Annotated in this window: 13 protein-coding genes; 10 read left to right on the top strand and 3 right to left on the bottom strand. The window is 62.5% G+C overall.

All coding sequences use genetic code 11. The annotated features are described in order from the left end of the window. Positions 1-17: 17 nt before the first annotated feature. Positions 18-1,334 (top strand): MFS transporter, encoded by a 1,317-nt coding sequence (locus HWX91_RS20690; RefSeq protein ID WP_028198664.1) that lies wholly within the window; start codon positions 18-20, stop codon positions 1,332-1,334. Between the two features lie 7 nt (positions 1,335-1,341). Here the strand turns inward: HWX91_RS20690 and HWX91_RS20685 are convergent, their stop codons facing one another. After that, positions 1,342-2,844, bottom strand: coding sequence for a PAS domain-containing sensor histidine kinase (locus HWX91_RS20685; RefSeq protein ID WP_028198663.1), 1,503 nt, complete (start codon positions 2,842-2,844; stop codon positions 1,342-1,344). A gap of 248 nt (positions 2,845-3,092) precedes the next feature. On the opposite strand from HWX91_RS20685, the gene HWX91_RS20680 reads away from it, so the two are divergent. From HWX91_RS20680 to HWX91_RS20660, 5 genes are all read left to right on the top strand, one after another. Further along, on the top strand, positions 3,093-4,268 hold the full coding sequence (locus HWX91_RS20680) for an acyl-CoA dehydrogenase family protein (RefSeq protein ID WP_028198662.1): 1,176 nt from the start codon (positions 3,093-3,095) through the stop codon (positions 4,266-4,268). 48 nt (positions 4,269-4,316) lie between these two features. Next, positions 4,317-4,694: a hypothetical protein gene (locus HWX91_RS20675; protein ID WP_028198661.1), complete on the top strand. Its 378-nt coding sequence runs from the start codon at positions 4,317-4,319 to the stop codon at positions 4,692-4,694. A gap of 23 nt (positions 4,695-4,717) precedes the next feature. Beyond that, positions 4,718-5,233, top strand: a complete 516-nt coding sequence (locus HWX91_RS20670) for a nuclear transport factor 2 family protein (RefSeq protein ID WP_028198660.1) — start codon at positions 4,718-4,720, stop codon at positions 5,231-5,233. Further along, complete coding sequence (locus HWX91_RS20665) at positions 5,230-6,357, top strand: amidase (protein WP_028198659.1); 1,128 nt, start codon at positions 5,230-5,232, stop codon at positions 6,355-6,357. The genes HWX91_RS20670 and HWX91_RS20665 overlap by 4 nt, the downstream gene beginning before the upstream one ends. Positions 6,358-6,442: 85 nt before the next feature. Then, a complete protein-coding gene (locus HWX91_RS20660) occupies positions 6,443-7,186 on the top strand; it encodes an SDR family NAD(P)-dependent oxidoreductase (protein ID WP_028198658.1) in 744 nt (247 codons plus the stop codon). Here the strand turns inward: HWX91_RS20660 and HWX91_RS20655 are convergent. After that, positions 7,176-7,826, bottom strand: a complete 651-nt coding sequence (locus HWX91_RS20655) for a response regulator transcription factor (RefSeq protein ID WP_028198657.1) — start codon at positions 7,824-7,826, stop codon at positions 7,176-7,178. The genes HWX91_RS20660 and HWX91_RS20655 overlap by 11 nt on opposite strands. Before the next feature lie 295 nt (positions 7,827-8,121). Here HWX91_RS20655 and hpaC point away from each other — a divergent pair, with 295 nt between their 5' ends. Further along, positions 8,122-8,661, top strand: a complete 540-nt coding sequence (hpaC, locus tag HWX91_RS20650) for a 4-hydroxyphenylacetate 3-monooxygenase, reductase component (RefSeq protein WP_030103344.1) — start codon at positions 8,122-8,124, stop codon at positions 8,659-8,661. A 43-nt stretch (positions 8,662-8,704) separates the two neighbouring features. On the opposite strand, the gene HWX91_RS20645 is transcribed toward hpaC, so the two are convergent. Further along, positions 8,705-9,637, bottom strand: coding sequence for a LysR substrate-binding domain-containing protein (locus HWX91_RS20645; RefSeq protein ID WP_030103345.1), 933 nt, complete (start codon positions 9,635-9,637; stop codon positions 8,705-8,707). Between the two features lie 353 nt (positions 9,638-9,990). On the opposite strand from HWX91_RS20645, the gene HWX91_RS20640 reads away from it, so the two are divergent. The 3 genes from HWX91_RS20640 (at position 9,991) to HWX91_RS20630 (ending at position 14,147) form a co-directional block, all read left to right on the top strand. Continuing rightward, a complete protein-coding gene (locus tag HWX91_RS20640; RefSeq protein WP_028198655.1) occupies positions 9,991-11,304 on the top strand; it encodes an MFS transporter in 1,314 nt (437 codons plus the stop codon). Positions 11,305-11,349: 45 nt separating this feature from the next. Continuing rightward, positions 11,350-12,813, top strand: coding sequence for an amidase family protein (locus tag HWX91_RS20635; protein ID WP_028198654.1), 1,464 nt, complete (start codon positions 11,350-11,352; stop codon positions 12,811-12,813). 131 nt (positions 12,814-12,944) lie between these two features. Then, entirely contained in the window at positions 12,945-14,147 is a 1,203-nt protein-coding gene (locus tag HWX91_RS20630) for a porin (RefSeq protein WP_028198653.1), read from the top strand. Positions 14,148-14,645: the final 498 nt, after the last annotated feature.

Here is a 14,645-nt window from a genome sequence, read left to right as displayed (position 1 = left end):
TACCAGCGAGCACGACAATGCCAAACGACACGTTTTCTCCCACGGCCGGCTCGCCCGTCGCGCCCGCGGTGCCGGCCACCTCGCGCACCCTGCGGCGGATCATCGTCGCCTCCGTGCTCGGCAACGCGCTCGAATGGTATGACTTCTTTCTGTACGGCACGGCGGCGGCCCTGATCTTCGGGCCGCTGTTCTTCCCGCTGCACGGCGATCCGCTGATGGGCACGCTGGCCGCCTTCGCCGGCTTCGCGATCGGCTTCGTGGCGCGCCCGCTGGGCGGCATCGTGTTCGGCCACATCGGCGACCGTCATGGCCGCAAACGCGCGCTTGTCGTGACGCTGATGATGATGGGCGTGGCCACCTTCGGCATCGGTCTGCTGCCGACTTTCTCGCAGATCGGCTTTCTGGCGCCCGCCGCACTCGTCTGTTTGCGGATCGTTCAGGGCATCGCGTCGGGCGGCGAATGGGGCGGCGGCGTGCTGCTGATCAGCGAGAGCGCGCCGGCCAATCGCCGCGGTTACTATGCCTCGTTCAGTCAACTGGGCGTGGCGGGCGGCTTCGTGCTGTCGGCAGCGGCGTTCTATCTGGTGCAGCGTTTGCCGGCCGGGAGCTTCATGTCCTGGGGTTGGCGCGTGCCGTTTCTCGCGAGCGTGCTGATCTTCGGCGTCGGTGTCTATATCCGCCGGCGTCTGCCGGAGAGCCGCGACTTCAGCGCGGCCAAACCGAAGCACATGCCGGTGCTGACCGTACTGCGCAATCACCCGAAGCAGGTGGTGCAGGCCATGGGGCTGCGAGTCGCCGAAAACGGCGGCACGTACATCTTCCTGTCGTTCGTGCTGGTGTACGGCAAGACGATCGGCGTGCCGGTTTCGGTGATGCTCGGCGGCGTGATGATCGCCATGCTGCTCGAACTCGTCACGATCGTGCTGTGGGGCAGACTATCGGATGTGATCGGACGCCGGCCGGTGTATCTGATCGGCGCGCTCGGCCTTGTCGTGATTGCGTTTCCGGCTTTCTGGCTGATCGATACGCACGAACCGCTGCTGGTGTTTCTTTCGCTGGCGCTCGGCCTGCCCTTCTGCCACGGCGCGATGATCGGCACGCAGCCCGCCTTGATGGGCGAACTGTTTCCTACCGAGGTCCGCTATTCGGGCATGGCGCTGGGCCACGAAATCGCTTCGGTATTTTCCGGCGGACTCGCGCCGCTGGTCGCGATCGCGCTGTATTCGAAGGTGCATGCGCCGTGGCCGGTTGCGTTGATGCTGGTCGGCTTCGGCCTGATCACCGCGATCACCCTTGCGACCATTCCAAAACACGTCAGCACGGCGCATGATTGAAATGCGATCAACCGCGAGGCGCGACCACCAGCGGCAGCGTAAAGCTGCATTGAAGGCCGCCTTGCCGCGCCGGTTTGGCCCAGATTTCGCCGCCATGTCGCGTGACGATGTTCTTGCACAGCGACAAACCGATCCCATTGCCGCCCGCCTTCGACGACGAAAAGCCGTCGAACAGCCGGCCGTGAGCGTCGGCGGGCACGCCAGGGCCGTTGTCGATCACCTGCGCCAGCACGAGCTTGCCCCGCAAGCTGGTGACAAGGCGCAATTCACGGCGCTGTGTAATCGCATTGATGCCTTCCAGCGGGCATTGGGTCAGCGCCTCGATCGCATTGAACGCCAGATTCAGCACCACCTGGCCGATCAGCACACGCTCGCAGTACACCGGCAACGCTTCAGACGCCTGCTCGATCGAGACCGTCACGCCCGCCTCTCTCGCCCGCAATTCGACGAAGTACGCGACGTCCGCGACGATGTCGCGCAGATCCGCATACGTCTCGCTCGATTCCCGCTTGACGGTGTAATCACGCACGCTTTTGATGATGAGCGCCGCGTGCTCGGCCTCGCGATCGGCGCTGCGCAAGCCCCACAACGCGTCGTCGACCGAATCGGGTTGGGCGAGCCGCCGGATCGCGCCTTCGATGAAATTACGCACCGCGGCGAGCGGCTGACTCAACTCGTGTGCAATGGCGGTCGCCATTTCTCCCATCGCGTTGTAGCGCCCCGCGTATTCCAGCAATCGGGCCTCGTGACGGCGCGCCTCTTCAACGGCGACTTCGTCCGTGATATCGCGAAAGTGCAGCAGGCGGCCGTTGAGGTCGTCTTCGATTTCAATTCTTCTGCAGGTAATGCGCAACCAGCCGGGCGTGCCGTCGCGGCGCGTGATGCGATAACGCTGCGGCGCGGAAGGCTGAATACGCGGCGCGCCGGCGAGCTGTTCGAGCAGCCGGTCGCGATCGGACTCGCTGCAATAGTCGAGCACGTCGCCCATTGGCGCGCCCTCTTCCAGACCCAGCACGCGCCGTCCGGATTCGCTGACGAACTCCACTTCGCCCCTGGGTGTCAGAACGGCGACACCCTCGCTCAGATCCTGCATGAATTCCCGCAACCGCGATTCGTAGCGGCGCAGCGTCTGCTTGAGCGTGTCCTCGGCGCTGATATCGCGGAACTGCACCATGACCACGGCCCGATTACGCAGCGGCACGTAGGTGGCAATCGCTTCGGACAGCATATCGGTCCCGTTACGCGAGCGGTAGCACCACTCGTAGACCTGTGGACCTTCGGTGATGGCACGGTCCATGGCGCCGACGCCGATCTCGCGCCGGTACTTCGGCACCGGCCGGGTCATGTCTTTTGCCTTGAGCGGCAGCAGTTCTTCGAGCGTAAAGCCGAGCGCCTCGCAGGCCGCGCGATTAGCCCAGACAATTGCCTTCGTGTCGGCGTCATGCAGCAGCACACACAGCGTGAGCGCGTCGAGCAGGCGGTGGAAATCTTCTTCGGCGGGGAAATTCATCGGGCGGGACGGCAGAAAGATTCGATCACGTATGGCATGGAACATAACACCAGTTCGCCGGATTCGCGTCTGAAGATTTCTTTAGTTGCCCCCGGCGCGTTACCTAAAAACGCCTCCCGCGTCCCAATTGAAGCGTTCTTTTTGCATTTCTAGACTGACCTCACTCTGCACGCATCGTCATCCATTTCAGCGCCCACGACCTGCTGCCACGAGTTTCAGCCCATAACGAATCAAGGAGATGCCCCGCCATGTCAGACACCGCCACCGACACTGTTGCCGCCGACGCGCACGCCAGCCGCGATGCAACACGCTTGCCGCTCGCCGATGTCATCGCCGAAATCGCCGTGCGTCGCGAAGAGTTCGAGCGCCTGTCACATGTGCCGCGCGACCTGATTGCGAAACTCAAACAGGCAGGGGTGTATCGCGCGGCCACACCGCGGTGCTTCGGCGGCGACGCGCTCGCGCCCACCGCGTTCCTCGACATGATTGAACGCATCGCGGTCGCGGACGGCTCGGCAGCATGGGTGGCGAGTTTCGGCTCGGCCAACGTGTATCTCGCGGCGCTGCCGCTCGCCACTCAGGCGCACATCTACGCCGACGGCCCCGATCAGGTGTTCGCCGGCGGCCTGTTCCCGGTTCAACCCGCGCAACCCGCCGACGGTGGCTGGCGCGTGAACGGCACTTGGAAGTTCGCGAGCGGCTGCAAGGGCGCGGATTGGCTCGGCGTGGGCATCAGCACCGGCGCCCCGGGCGTACCGGGCAAACCTCGCACCGCCGTGTTTCGCCCGCATCAGGTGGAGATCGTCGAAAACTGGGATGTGGTCGGCATGCAGGGCACCGGCAGCCACGATCTGCGCGTCACCGACCAGTTCGTCGCCGACGACTGGACCTTCGTGCGCGGCGGCGAAGCGTGCGTGGACGAACCGCTGTATCGCTATCCGACGATCGCCTACGCGGCGCAAGTGCTGGCCGTGGTCAACCTGGGCCTCGCGCGCGCCGCACTCGATGTCGCCAACCAGATGGCCGGCGGCCGCAAGACCACCACTGGCGCGCCGCAACTCGCCGACCGCGCGTACTACCGGATCGAACTGGCGAAAGCCGAGGCGCAATTGCGTTCGGCCCGTGCGTTCTTCTACGACGCCACCGACACGGTCTGGCAATCGATCCTGGCCGGCAACCCCGTGACAGCGGAGCAAACCAGCCTGCTGCGCCTTGCCGCAACGCAGATCGCCCGCGAAGGCGCCGAGGTCGTGCAGCGCGCCTACCGACTCGGCGGCACGATGGCGATCTACCGCACGCACCCGTTGCAACGCCTGCTGCGCGACGCGATGGTGGTCACCCAGCACGCGTTCCTCGGCGAATGCAACTACGACGGTGCAGGCGCGGTGTTCGTCGGCGTTCCGCCGATTCCGGGCTACCTGTAAGCAATTTTTCGCCTTTGCCCTTCAAACGATTTCATGGAGAACCACCCAATGTCCGATAACCCGAAGCTGCCCTTGCGTGTTCTGTTCTGCTGCGGCGTCACGCAGAATTTCTTCGACTTGCCGCGCGAGAAGATCGGTGAAGTCTGGCAGGCCTACGGCAAGATGCTGGCCGCGCTCGAATCGATGGAAGGTGTCGACGTGCTCGGCATCATGGACGACGACCGGCTTACCGTCGGCAGCGCGGACAACGCACCGTGGACCTTCTACATCATGGCCGACGTGCGCGACTTCGATACGACGGTCGCGGTGTGCAATCTGTTTCGCACGACCCCGGTCGGCGAGTACAACCTGTGGCGTTATGGCAAGATCGAAGCGCGCGTCGGCCGCGCGCTGGCCGTGCCGCCCCAGCATGCCAACGCGGCCTGACGACTATGCCGGAGCACGATGCGATGAACGGGACGCCCGCTACGCTGGCCATGTTGACCGAACGGCTCGCCGCGCTCGAAGCCGAATCCGCAGTGCGCCGCACGATGGCGCGCTATATGGCGCTATGCGATGTGCCCTCGGGGGCGCTCGAAGGCGAGACGCTCGCGGCTCTCTTTGCTGAAGACGCGATCTGGGAAGGCATCGGCTCGCAGTACGCGAGCAAGTTCGGCCGCCTCAGCGGCCACGCGCAAATTCTCGCGATGCTGACGCGCTACCTGCCGCCGTCGCCGCATTTCACGGTGAATGTGCACTTCCTCACGTCGGAAACCATCGAGGTGCAAGGCACAAACGCGCGAGGCCGCTGGATCATGCTGCAGGCGTCCGGCTATGTCGACGCGCCGGCCGAATTGATCTCGGCGCGGCTGGAGGTGGATTTCGCATCCGCCGGTAACGGCCGCGACTGGCTCATCAAACACTTTCGCACCGAACGTCTTTTCGATGCGCCCTGGCAAGTCAATGCGAGGAAACCGAATCCATGAATGAGTTTATCCAGACCTTGTCGTTAGGTGGCACCGGCCCCAGCATCGCAATCAAGGACACGATCGATATCGCCGGCTACGCGACCACGGCCGCGAGCCGCGCGTTGGCCGATACGCCTGCGGCCAACCAGCACGCGGAAGTCGTGGCACGATTGCTCGATGCCGGCTGGCATATTGTCGGCAAGGCCAATATGCACGAGCTCGCGTTCGGCATGACCGGTATCAACGACTACACCGGCACGCCACAAAATCCGCAGGATGCCGCGCGCATTCCCGGCGGCTCGTCGAGCGGTTCGGCGGCGGCCGTCGGTCTGAAACTGGCCGATGCCGCGCTCGGCACGGACACCGGCGGCTCGATTCGCGGCCCCGCTGCATGTTGCGGCGTGATCGGTTTGAAGCCGACCTACGGACGCGTATCCCGGCGTGGCGTGGCGCCACGTGAATCGACGCTCGATTGTGTCGGGCCGTTCGCGCGCGATATGCGGATGATCGTCGCCGCAATGCAGGCAATCACCGCCACCTTCGACTTGCAAGCCGCGCTGGCGCCACAAACCGGCGTGTGCAACGTCGGTGTCCTGCAGGTCGACGCAACCCCGGCGATCCTCAGCGCAGTTGCACGTGCAGCGGACCAGGCCGGTTGCAATGCTCGCACGGTGGAACTCCCGGGCTTTGCCGAAGCCTTCGAAGCGGGCCTCGCGATCATCAATGTCGAAACCTCGCACGCGTTCGGTCACCTCGTGGCGAGCGGCAAGCTCGGCGCCGATCTGGACGCACGGTTGCGCGCCGCGGCTAAAACCACCAGCGCGCAACGCGATGCGGCGGAATCGGTACGACGGCAATTCACCGCGGCGGTCGATCACGCGCTTGAAAGCGTGGACGTACTGATTCTTCCCACGCTGCCCGCGCTGCCCATCACGCTCGCTGAGGCACGCAGCGGCACCTCGGTTATCGGCATGTCGTCGCTGATCCGGCCGTTCAATCTGAGCGGCCATCCGGCACTGAGCCTGCCCTTGCCTGTCGACGGTTCGCCGCTCAAGGCGGGCTTGCAGATCGTTGGACGCAAAGGGGCGGATGAACAGGTCTGCGCGATAGCAGCACGCTTCGAAGCGGCACTCGCCGCGTGAAGTCGCGCAACGAAACCGGCAACACACCGGGCCGCAATGCATCAGGCCGCTACAGCAGCCGCAGTTTTCTCAAGGAGTAGAAGCAATGCAGAAGCGAGTTGTACTCGTTACCGGCGCCGCACGCGGTCTCGGTGCCGCGATTGCCACGCGTTTTCACGCAGCGGGTTACGCGGTGGCGATCGGCGACATTGCGTTCGACGCCGCGCAAGCCCTCGCCCATGAATTGAGCGCGGACGGTTCAAGCGCCTTCGCGCTGACTCTCGACGTCACTGCGAAACACGCATTCGAATCCGCCCGCGATGCAATCCTGCAACGTTGGGGCCGCATCGACGCGCTGATCAACAATGCGGGCGCATCCAAAGTCGTCCCGGTGATGGAGATCACCGCCGAGCAGTTCGATCAGGTGATCAACGTGAATCTGCGCAGCGTGCTGTTCGGCTGCCAGGTATTCGGCCAGTATTTCGCTGATGCCGGCGTAGGTCGCATCGTCAACATCGCCTCGCTGGCCGGCCAGAACGGTGGATCGGCAACCGGCGCGCACTATGCGGCGGCCAAAGGCGGCGTGATCACGTTGACCAAGGTGTTCGCGCGCGACCTCGGTGCAGCGGGCGTGACTGTCAATGCGATTTCACCCGGACCGATGGACCTGCCGATCGTGCACGAGAGCGTCACACCCGACAAGCTGAAGGCAGTCATCGCGAACATCCCTGCGGGACGTCTGGGCTCCGCGGAGTATGTCGCCGATGTCGCGATCATGCTGGCGGCTGAGCATGCTTACTTTGCGAACGGTGCGTGCTGGGACGTGAATGGCGGCTTGTTCATGCGTTGAATCCGTCCTGGTCCCACACGGCCATCACGTCGCGCACCAGCATCGCAATCGACGCCGCGCCGAGTTTGTCCTTGATGCTTGCACGATGTACGTCGACGGTCTTCACGCTGATCGACAGATCGGAGGCGATACGCTTGCTGCCCTTGCCGTCGATCACGCCGCGAAGCACTTCTTTCTCGCGTGCCGTCAGCGATTCCAGCCGCTTCTTCAACTCGCGCTGCTTCTGGTCGGCGGCGTGACGAGATTCAGCCAGTTTCAACGCGCGCTGCACGCGATCGAGCATTTGCTGAGAGTTATACGGCTTCTCGACGAAATCGATCGCACCGTTTTGCAACGCGCGCACCGACATCGGAATATCGCCGTGGCCGCTGACAAAAATGATCGGCAGCGTCGCGCCTTGACGGTTCAGCTCCGCTTGCACGTCGAAGCCGCTTTGCTGCGGCATACGCACATCGAGTACGAGACACGCGGGCACGCCAGGATCGAAAGCGCTTAGGAATTCGCTGGCATTGCCGAAACCCGCCGACTTCACGCCCACCGATTCGAGCAGCCATGCAAGCGAGGTGCGCATGCCGTTGTCGTCGTCGACGATGTAGACGATCGGTGCGGGGGACGCAGCGGACTGAGACGGGTGGGACATGGAGTAAGCCGGAGCGGTTCGGGAGTGTGCGATTCGAAGGTGCGATTCGAAACATCATGCCGGCTCATGATAACCAGCGGAAAAAGTGCTGCAAAGCGATAGTTACCCTGTAGCGCGGATAAATGTTCCCATGCCTGCCCTTCACGCGCTCGCGGTTCGAACACGCATTAGGGAAAGCTTTAGACGGATTGGGAAAGACGCGCCCCTGCTCACCGCTCGCGCCGATTTTTTTCCGGACCCGGATTGATTACGCTTGACTCCAGATCCCTGCCGCGACTCCCGAGGACTTTAGACCATGAAGCCGAATCCGCAACCGATTCCTGTCGCCGACGCTGAGCTGGCGACAAAACAGCAATTCCGTCAGGCCATGGCGCATCTGTCCGCGGCCGTGAACGTGATCACTACGGCTGGCCCGCACGGACGCTGCGGGGTGACTGCGAGCGCGGTGTGTTCCGTTACCGATACGCCGCCCACGCTGCTCGTCTGCCTGAACCGTTCGAGTGCGATGCACGCCACCTTCGAGCGCAACCGTCATGTTTGCATCAACGTGCTGCCGGGCGAGCATGAACTGCTTGCGCGTCATTTCGCGGGCATGACGCAGGTGCCGATGGAAGAACGTTTTGGCTGGCCGATCTGGGACGACGGCACGCATGGCGTGCCGGTCCTGCGCGATGCGCTTGCGAGTCTCCAGGGTGAGATTGTCGACCTGAAGGAAGTGGGCTCGCACTCGGTGATGTTCGTCAAAACGACCTGTATCAGCGTACGCGCGGACGGCGACGGCCTGATCTATTTCGATCGCAACTTTCACCGCATCAAGCGCCCGGCGCCGCAGTGAGCGCGGCCGGACTATTGGAATGAAACCACGGCGCGTGGCTTGCTCAAACAACGCCCGCGCTATCGGTATCGAATTGAAACGACGGCACCGCCGCGACCGCTTCGACGAAACAGTCGATCAGGTAATCGCAGGCCGATGTATTCAGCGCGTCGCGCCGCGAGATGATGCCCACCGACACGCGCGGCAATGGTTCACGCACCGGTATCGATATGATCCGCTCGCGAATCCAGTCGGTTTCCAGAAAGCTCTTGGGACAACATGACAGCAGATTGCTTTTCACCGATAGCGAAAAACTCGCACTGAACGAACTGCACTCCACCACCACGTTCGGCGCCTTTGCGCCATGCCGCACAAAAAAATCCTGGAGCGACTGACCGATGCTTTCGGGCGTGGTGTTCAACATCCACTCCGCGTCTTCCAGCTCCGCGAGCGATTCGGCCTTCGCCAACGGGTGACCTTTGCGCGCAGAAATGATCAACTCGCCTTCGAGCAAGGAGCGGAACACGAATTCCGGCGCGAGCTTCTTTTCATCCACGATAGCGATCACGAAATCGAGCGAGCCGTCGCGCAAGCGGGCCAATGCCGCCGTCAGAAAACCCTCCTGAACCGAGAGCCGCGTCTTCGGCATGCGCTGCCGGAACGAGTGAATGGCGCGCGACAGAAACTTGAGCGATACCAGCGGGGTGACCGCACACGACACGGTACCGCCCGCCTGACCGGATAGTTGAATCACATCGTCCTTTGCATGCTGCATTTCCGCGAGGATGAGTCTTGCGCGTGCGCACACGGCCTGGCCGAACTGGGTGAGTTGCGCACCACGCGCGCTGCGCGACACCAGCGGCACACCCAATTCCTGTTCGAGCTCGCGAATCGCCTTGGTCAACGCGGGCTGGGACAGGCACACCGTTCTGGCAGCAGCGCGAATGCTGCCGTGCTGGGCTATCGCCACTAATGCGCGCAACTGGTTGTATTTCACGGGTAAGCGGCCGGATAAGCGATTAGAGAGAAATGACCACGGTCGGCTTCAGTCAGCGGCTGACAGTTTGAATCGATGGTACACCGTGAGAAACGTGCCGGCCATGCTCCCAAATACCCATTGCCGTGCGCACCCATGAGCATCGACGCCAGCCCCCGCCGGGCGCGATAACCCAGCGTTATCACAATAAGAAAAAGCAAATCCAGAACGCTTTTTTGACTCCCTAGACTTTTCCTGTCGTCGTCATTGAAGGCGCTCTGCTCGATAGTCTGTTCGATAGAAACACGCTCGAATCGAGTGCGCCGTGCTATCGAAGCATCACGGATTGATTCACCTCCAGAGGGATCCCGTTTATGAAGTCATCTTCACTCAGTTCCCCGCTGTACGACGCCAGTCAAAGTGCGGGGCACGGCGCATCGACCCGCGGACTGATCGTCGCGACTACCATCGGCAACGCGTTCGAGTTCTTCGATCTCACCGTCTACAGTTTCTTCGCCGTGCTGTTCGGCAAACTGTTCTTCCCGCTTGCTTCGTCGCAACAGCAACTATTGCTCTCCGTCGGCACATTCGGCATCGGCTTCATTGCACGGCCGCTCGGCGGGGTGCTGTTCGGCGTGCTGGCCGACCGCTTCGGCCGCATTGCAGCGATGAACCTGACGCTCGTAACCATGGCCGTCGGCACCGGCCTGATCGGTGTGATGCCCACCTACGCGCAAATCGGCATCGCCGCGCCGCTCGCGATCGTCGCCGCGCGTTTGCTGCAGGGCTTTTCCGCCGGCGGTGAGGTCGGTGTCGCAACTACGCTGCTCGCGGAACGCGCTTCTTCCGGCCGGCGCGGTTACATCACAAGCTGGCAGTTCGCGAGCCAGGGTGCGGCGGCGCTGGCCGGCTCGCTGGTGGGTTTTCTGCTGTCGCACTACCTCGACAAGGCGTCGCTCGAATCCTGGGGATGGCGCATTCCGTTTCTTGCGGGTGTGCTGATCGCACCGCTCGGCCTGTATCTGCGCTCGCGGCTGGGCGGCGAAGCGGACGCGCCCGCCGACTCCGCGCGCGAACCCGCCGGTGTACTGAAGACCGTTCTGCAACGCGACTGGCGCCTCGTCCTGGTGGCCCTTCTGCTGGTGGTGGGCGGCACCTCGGCGCATTTCATCGTGATCTATTACATGTCGACATATGCAATCAAGATGCTGCATCTGCCGATGGACGCCGCGCTCTGGTGCGGAATTCTCGCCGGCGCGGTGATGCTGGTGATGTCCCCGGTGGGCGGCATCTGGTCCGACATGTTCGGCCGCAAACGCGTCGCCTTCATTTCGCGTGTGCTTCTGACCGTGCTGATTCTGCCGGGGTTCTATCTGATCCAGCATTCGCCTTCGACGGGCACCTTGTATCTGGTGGTGTGCGCACTCGCCGCGCTGCATTCCGTCAACGCGGGCGCGAACGGCGCGATGCTGCCCGAGATGTTCCCGCGCAGCACGCGCGCAACCGGGCTTTCGATTGCGTACGCCGCGGGCGTGTCGATCTTCGGCGGCTTTGCACAATTCATCGTGACATGGCTGATCCAGGCGACCGGCAATCCGGCTGCGCCCGCCTGGTACGTCATTGTCTGCGGCGCGCTCTCGCTGGTCGCGCTGCTGTTCGTAGCCGACCGCACCCGTCAGGACATCTAGGCGCACGCGAGCGCGTCATTCATCTTTCAACACCACGAAATTCTCATGTCAGACACTCTTCATGCCGATGCACCGCTCGCCGCAGGTAGCGAACTTTGTGACCTGTCCGCCCTCACTTTGCTCGATCTGCAACGAAAGAAAACCGTGAGTGCCGTCGAGATATTGAATGCGCACCTCTCACGTATCCATGCCGTGAACCCGCAGGTCAATGCACTCGTCACCCTCGCCGACGAAGCCACCTTGAAAAGCCGTGCCGCGGATATCGACGCGCTATGGGCGCGCGGCGTCTGGCAAGGTCCCTTGCATGGGCTGCCGGTTTCACAAAAGGACCTGACCGCGACGCGCGGCGTGCGTACCACCTTCGGCTCGAAAATCTTCGAACATCACGTGCCTGAACACAGCGCCTTGATCGCGCGCCGCTGCGATGCCGCCGGTGCACTGATGATCGGCAAGTCGAACACGCCTGAACTCGGCTCGGGTTCGCACACCTTCAACGACGTGTTTGGCGTGACGCGCAATCCGTGGGACCTGAGCAAATCCGCGGGCGGCAGCAGCGGCGGCGCCGCTGCCTCCGTTGCCTGCGGCATGAATCCGCTCGCTTGCGGCAGCGACATGGGCGGCTCGCTGCGCAATCCGGCCGCGTGGAATGCGGTGGTGGGTTTGCGCCCGTCACCGGGACGCGTGCCGCGTGCACCGGATTCGAACGGCTGGGCAACGCTCGGCGTAGACGGGCCGATGGCACGCGATGTGGCCGACACGGCCTTGCTGCTCAGCGCGATTTCCGGTCCCTCCGGCGAAACTGCGACAGAGATCAGCGAGCCCGGTTCACGTTTCGCGCAGCCATTGCAACGCGACTTTCGCGGCACGCGCATCGCCATGTCGGTGCAGCTCGCCGGTCTTGCTGTCGACCCCGAGATTCAGCGAACCGTGCAGGCACAGGCCGCGATCTTCGAGTCGATGGGTTGCGAGGTGGAATTCGCCGACCCCGATCTCGGCGATGCCGAGGACGTGTTTCGCATCGAGCGCGCGTGGATGATCGGCAGCCTTGTCGACCGGCTCGATGCCGATGCGCGCGCCCAACTGAAGCCGGAAATCGAAGCCGAGTGCCGCCTGCACAGGTCGCTGTCCGCAGCGGATCTGGGCGACATGTTCGTGCGAAAGACAGCGTTGTTCGAGCGCATGCGCCGCTTCATGGACAACCACGCGTACTACGTGCTGCCCGCCACGCAGATGCTGCCTTTCGATGCCGATCTGCGCTGGCCCACAGAATTCATGGGCACACGCTACGACTCGTACATCGACTGGATGCGCATCTGCTGGTATCTGTCTTCCACCGAATCGCCGGTCCTCGCTCTGCCCTGCGGCTTTAGCGCATCGGGCTTACCGATCGGCCTGCAAATCGCCGGACGCTTTCGCGACGACTGGGGTCTGTTGCAATTCGGTCACGCCTATGAGGCTGCCGCGGCACACGAGAGGATTCGCCCACCGCTTATCGCCGGGCGTCACTAACCGCCGCTCACTCTGAGTTTTTTTCAGCAGCCGGTTTCGCCTCCGGCTGCTGGCTGGCAAGCAACGCGTGGCTCGCGGGAGTCCACACGTCCGTCACTTTTCGCACTTCTCCAACTTGAGCGTCAGACCACATGAAAAAAATGCTACTGGCAGTATGCCTCGCCGCCCCCTTTCCGGCCGTGGTTCATGCACAGAGTGCCGTCACGCTATACGGCATTATCGATGAAGGTGTGAGTTATACGAGCAACGCAGCGACGGTCAACGCCAACGGCAGCATCTCTGGTCACAGCGCGGTTCGCCTGCTGAGCGGCGTGATGCAGCAAAGCCGCTGGGGCATGCGCGGCATGGAAGACCTTGGCGGCGGTATGAAAGCGATCTTCATGCTGGAGAATGGCTTCGACGCCAGCACCGGCAAGCTCGGCCAGGGGGGACTGCTGTTCGGCAAGAAGGCCTGGGTGGGTTTGTCGGGTCCGTTCGGCACGGTGACGCTCGGCCGTCAATACGATACGAATGTCGATATCCTTGGCCCGTTCGAGGTCGGCGATCAATGGGGTGGCTATATGGTTGCGCATCCCGGCGACCTCGACAACTTCAACAACACGAACTCGACGAATAACGCGATCAAGTTCACCAGCAACACTTATGGCGGCTTGACGGTTGAAGGCATGTACAGCCTGGGCGGTGTGGCTGGCGATTTCGCGCGTAACCGGATCTGGTCGGTATCGGCCGGGTATGTGAATGGACCGTTGGCGCTCGGTGTCGGTTATCTCGATGTGGCCAACCCGAACACGTCGTTCTTCGGCAGTACCGGTAGTCCCGCGGCTAGCGTGAATGGCCTGCCTGGAAGCAATATGGTGTCGCCGGTCTATTCCGGGTACGCGTCGGCGAAATCGCTGCATGTGATTGGTGCTGGGGCGTCTTATCTGTTCGGTGCCGCTACGTTCGGCGCGACGTATTCGAATACGAGTTTTCGAGATCTCGGGGATCTTGGTTCGGGGCCGAATCCTGCCGGGTTGAGTGGCAATGCCACGTTGAATAATGCGGAAGTGAGTTTCAAGTATCAGATCACGCCTGATCTGCTGTGTGGTGTGGCGTATGACTATACGAAGGGAAGTTCAGTCAAGGGGATGACAGGGGCGACCTATCAGCAGGTCGCTTCGGGGATCGATTACTTTGTTTCGAAGCGTACCGATGTGTATGTGATTGGGGTTTATCAGAAAGCCTCCGGCACGGACTCGACCGGGCGGCAGGCTGTGGCCGCTGTTAATGGGCCTTCTGCGTCGGCTGGTGATAAGCAGGCTGTTGTGAGGGTTGGGATGCGGCATAAGTTTTGATTTTTTTTGTTGTTGGGGTGTTGGTCTGTTCTGGTGTTGGTCGTTTGGTCTCTTGGCCTTTGGCCTTTGGCCTTTGGCCTTTGGCCTTTGGCCTTTGGCCTTTGGCTTTTGGCCTTTCCTTGCTTTGTTAGTGGTCTATTAGCGTTGCCCCTGTGCGGGGCGGCACCTACTTTTCTTTGCCTGCCGCAAAGAAAAGTAGGCAAAAGAAAGCGGCTTTACACCGCCAGCTCATAAGCGGGTCCCCCGCGCAGCCACGGTAGTGGTGCATCTGGAATCTGTGTTCTCGCACATTCGGCCTTAGTGACAAGGCCGTCATACCTCCGGCGGCGCTGCGCGCGCCGACGCGGTACTTCGTCACGTTATCCCTTTGGTACGTGTGGGGCGCAGGTTGCAATCGCCGTGGGCCGTGCATGTCGCCGTGTTGGGCCACTCCCTGCTGCCTGGTTCGATGCGGCATACTGCATTTGGAATGCGTTGCGTCACTTTAAACTTGCATTT

The sequence above is a fragment of the Paraburkholderia fungorum genome, from assembly GCF_902833645.1.
GTDB classification, from domain to species: domain Bacteria; phylum Pseudomonadota; class Gammaproteobacteria; order Burkholderiales; family Burkholderiaceae; genus Paraburkholderia; species Paraburkholderia fungorum.
The sequence above is the reverse complement of the archived record's forward strand: the minus strand, read 5'-3'. Positions and strand labels throughout refer to the sequence as shown.